5 protein-coding genes are annotated in these 3,894 nt (G+C 70.2%); all 5 read right to left on the bottom strand.

The genetic code is table 11. The annotated features are described in order from the left end of the window. The coding region (locus ACWJ6R_RS31855; RefSeq protein ID WP_449065772.1) for a conjugal transfer protein at nucleotides 1-455 on the bottom strand (455 nt) is incomplete at its 3' end. A 47-nt stretch (nucleotides 456-502) separates the two neighbouring features. After that, on the bottom strand, nucleotides 503-781 hold the full coding sequence (locus ACWJ6R_RS31850; RefSeq protein WP_307827599.1) for a hypothetical protein: 279 nt from the start codon (nucleotides 779-781) through the stop codon (nucleotides 503-505). Nucleotides 782-944: 163 nt separating this feature from the next. Beyond that, entirely contained in the window at nucleotides 945-1,979 is a 1,035-nt protein-coding gene (locus tag ACWJ6R_RS31845) for a conjugal transfer protein (RefSeq protein ID WP_449065771.1), read from the bottom strand. A gap of 405 nt (nucleotides 1,980-2,384) precedes the next feature. Then, nucleotides 2,385-3,473 carry a redox-regulated ATPase YchF gene (gene ychF / locus ACWJ6R_RS31840; RefSeq protein WP_449065770.1) on the bottom strand — a complete coding sequence of 363 codons (1,089 nt, stop codon included), beginning with the start codon at nucleotides 3,471-3,473 and terminating at the stop codon, nucleotides 2,385-2,387. An 11-nt stretch (nucleotides 3,474-3,484) separates the two neighbouring features. Then, nucleotides 3,485-3,894, bottom strand: a 410-nt coding sequence (locus ACWJ6R_RS31835; RefSeq protein WP_449065769.1) for an LppU/SCO3897 family protein, incomplete at its 5' end; no start/stop codon positions are given.

The following is a 3,894-nucleotide window of genomic DNA, read 5'->3' as shown; positions in this document are numbered from 1 at the left end:
GTGCGGGACGCCTCGGCGGCGCGCCTGGACGGCGCGGCGTGGCGGGCCCTGCGCGCGACCTTGACCCGGACCGGCGCCGCCTGCTGCGGAAGCGTCCGCCAGACCCTGCCGACGAGGGTGATCTCCGTGGGCTCCGCCGCGGGGGCCATCCGGCACCAGGTGCGCGGCTCCCCCAGATAGCGCGACTGCGACTGGAGCAGCTCGGTGAGCCGCTTGCCCTCGATCACCGGACGGGTGGACAGCCACGTCACCACCCCCGGCGGCACCAGGTAGACCACGTGCCAGGGAGCGTCGAAGGGCAGGCCGAGCATCGCGAGCAGGAACGACCACGGAGCCGTCACCCCCACGAACACACCGATCCAGACGATCGGAAGCGGCATCGGCAGCCGTAGGTCGTACAGCTTGTAGAGCCGCTTCTCGATCCGCCAGATATTGGTATAAGTGGGCAGGTCCATGCGCTCCTCCTCTCCGCCTCTCGTCGTCCGGCCGCCGCCGCGCGGCCTCAGCTCCCCGTGATGCCCAGAGCGCCCGCGATCGCCTTGGCCGTCACCTCGATGATGTTGGGCACGTAGAAGATCACGCCGATGGCGATGGCAAGGATGATGAACTGGACGAACCTGGTGATCTCACGGGTGAACAGGAAGAACAGGGCCACCACGGAGACGATGACGAGGAAGAGCGGGGCGAAGAACCGGCGGAGGAAGTCCGCCAGGCCCTCGGTGTTCACACCTGCCGGAGGAGCGGTCGGCTGGCCGGTCGGCTGCTGAGCGAAGTCGATCACACTCAGCAGGATGGTCTTCAGAGTCACTTCTCGTCCTCCGTGCTCACGGCCGCACGCGCCGGGCGGACATGGGACCGCGGCGCGGGTGCGCCGACCGCCTCACCACCGGCTCGTCGACCAAGGGGGGTCTGTTCACTCCGGACTGCCACCATTCGATCATGCGTCACCCCACGGACCGTCCGGCGCCCCGGATGCTCTGGACGAACCATTTGTCGCCCTGCTTGACCACGGTGAGGACGTAGGCCTGCTCCAGCCTGCCGCTCACGCCCCCCGGGTCGCTCGGCGTGGGACCGGCGGACGGGCCCGCGCCCGAGGGCACCCCCCAGACCACCGTCGCGGTCACCTCCCTGGTGGCGCCGGTGGTCAGCGGCACGAGCAGGTCCTTGAGCTCCAGTAAGGCGAAGGACCCGCCGAACCCCTGGAGCACGACTCCCTCCGCGGCGTACTGCTGCAGAGAGTCGGTGTCGCTGGCGGCGTAGGCCTTGAAGAAGTTGGCCAGAGGCGCGCGCAGCTCCTGCTCCGCGGCCTCGTCGCGGTCGGGCTCGGCGACGGGCGGCAGGACCGCCGGCGTCGGCGCGGGCAGGATGCCCGGGCGCCCGGAGACCACGAACCTCCCGGTCTCCTTGTCGTGGAAGACCGGGACGGACAGCAGCTGCCGGCGGTCGTCGGACTGGAACGCCAGCGTCACGACGGCGTTCTCCGCGTCGGCGACCTCGATGCCGTAGGGCTGGATCGCCCCGGCGCTCATCCGCCCGAGGCCGTCCCAGCCGAACTGGGGCTCGGCCCCGTCTGGCAGGAAGGGCGCCAGCCGCGCGGCCCGCTCCGCCGTGCGCACGGCGTCGAAATTCAGGTAGACGGCCGCGAACTGGCCGGCGAAGGAGGTGGCCTTCGTGGTCGGGAATCCCGCATCGACAGAAACGGGCGTTGTGCCCGTATTCGCATTTCCGCCGGTAAACCGCTCAAAAGGTGCGCGAATGCCGTTCACCAGGATGACCACGATCAGCGCCCAGAGGATGACGCGGCCGGTCCACACCAGCCAGCGGCCTCCCCCTCCGGACCAGCGGCCGCGACGCGGCGCACCCCGCCCCCGGACCGGGGCGGAATCGAGGTCGAGGTCGTCGGACGCCCCCGGGTATGCCGAAAGCTCAGGGTCACCAGCGATCCGAGGATCCTGCTGGACGATTGACCTTCGAGCCATCACGCCTCCGCTCGCGCCGATCCCCCCGGCCGGCGCGGTGTCGTATTACTCCTGACCCCGTGAGCCATGGTGAAGCGATTACCTTAACTGCCCCGCCGATTCTTCCAGGAAAACCACGCCCATGCTGCAGTCATCGTATGGACTGAGCAAACCGGGTCTGGAACCGTTCGGGCCCCCTCGTCTCTCCCGACGTGCCGGACAAAGCACGTTCCTCCTGGCCAGCACCCACCTCGGTTACCCAAACGCCACCCATTGCTATCCAAAAAGCGCGCCGACTGTCCCGACCTGCATATTTGCCGGACAGAACCTCACGGAGGGTGACAAAGCACAGGGCGGGCACGGCCCTGCCGGACCGCACCCGCCCCGAGGAGGCTCAGACGCCCGCGACGAGCGCGGAGAGGATGATCAGACGTTGAAGCGGAACTCCACGACGTCGCCGTCGCGCATCACGTAGTCCTTGCCCTCGATGCGGGCCTTGCCCGCCTGCCGCGCCGCGGCGATGGAACCCGCCTCCACCAGGTCGTCGAAGGAGACGACCTCCGCCTTGATGAAACCGCGCTGGAAGTCGGTGTGGATGACGCCGGCGGCCTCGGGGGCGGTCGCGCCCTTGGGGATCGTCCAGGCCCGCGTCTCCTTGGGGCCCGCCGTCAGGTAGGTCTGCAGGCCGAGGGTCTCGAAGCCGACCCGGGCGAGCTGCGCCAGGCCCGACTCCTCCTGGCCGACGGACTGGAGCAGCTCCAGCGCCTCCTCGTCGGAGAGCTCGACCAGCTCGGACTCGATCTTGGCGTCCAGGAAGACGGCCTCGGCCGGCGCGACGAGCGCCGAGAGCCGGTCGCGCAGCTCCGTGTCGACCAGTTCGTCGGCGTCGAGGTTGAAGACGTAGAGGAACGGCTTGCCGGTCAGCAGGTGCAGGTCCCGCAGGTCCGCCGGGTCGATCCCGGCGCCCTTGGCCCCGGCGTACAGGGTCGTACCGCCGTCCAGCAGCTTGACCGCGGCCTCGGCCGCCTCCAGCACGGACTTGCGGTCCTTGTTGGTCCTCGCCTCCTTCTGCAGCCGCGGGATCGCCTTCTCCAGCGTCTGCAGGTCGGCCAGGATCAGCTCGGTGTTGATGGTCTCGATGTCGCGCTCGGGGGCGACCGCGCCGTCCACGTGGGTCACGTCCGGATCGCTGAAGACCCGGATGACCTGGCAGATCGCGTCGGTCTCCCGGATGTTGGCGAGGAACTGGTTACCCCGGCCCTGGCCTTCGGAGGCGCCCTTGACCAGGCCGGCGATGTCGACGAACTCGACCTTCGCGGGCAGGATCCTGGCGGAGCCGAAGATCTCGGCCAGCTTCTCCAGACGCGGGTCGGGTACGCCGACGATGCCCACGTTGGGCTCGATGGTGGCGAACGGGTAGTTCGCCGCCAGGGCGTTGGCGGTCTTGGTCAGCGCGTTGAAAAGCGTGGACTTGCCGACGTTGGGCAATCCGACGATGCCGATGCTCAGGCTCACGTGACCCGAGTCTACGGGGAGCCGTGCAGTGCCACTCGCCGCAGGCAGGTCACAGGACGGGGAATCCCCGGCCCGCGCACCCGCAGATAGCGGTCCGAACCGGCCGGGCAGCCCTCGTTCGAGCCGGCCCTGGCCGTCACCCGGGCCCAGGCCTCCGGCGAACCGCACGGCGTCCTGGTGAGCGCCCGGCGGCTGACCAGCCGCTCCGCGGGCCGTACCACGCAGTCGCCCACGGAGAGCACGCCGCCGCCCTCGCCCAGGCAGGCGACCGCCCGGCCGCCGACGCGAGCGCGTCGAGCGCGCCGCCCGGACAGCTCTCCTTCCCGCCGACCACCGCCAGCACCTTGCCGTACCAGCCCCGCGCCGAGCAGGGCAGCTCCCCGCCGCGCAGCGCCAGGCAGTCTCCGGCGCGCACACCCCG

Source organism: Planomonospora algeriensis, from assembly GCF_977012225.1.
This window is presented reverse-complemented; position numbering and strand designations above follow the sequence as displayed.

Excerpts from the sequence above, each read along its gene's own strand:
- ACWJ6R_RS31845 (WP_449065771.1), bottom strand. The coding sequence starts at position 1,979 with ATGGCTCGAAGGTCAATCGTCCAGCAGGATCCTCGGATCGCTGGTGAC.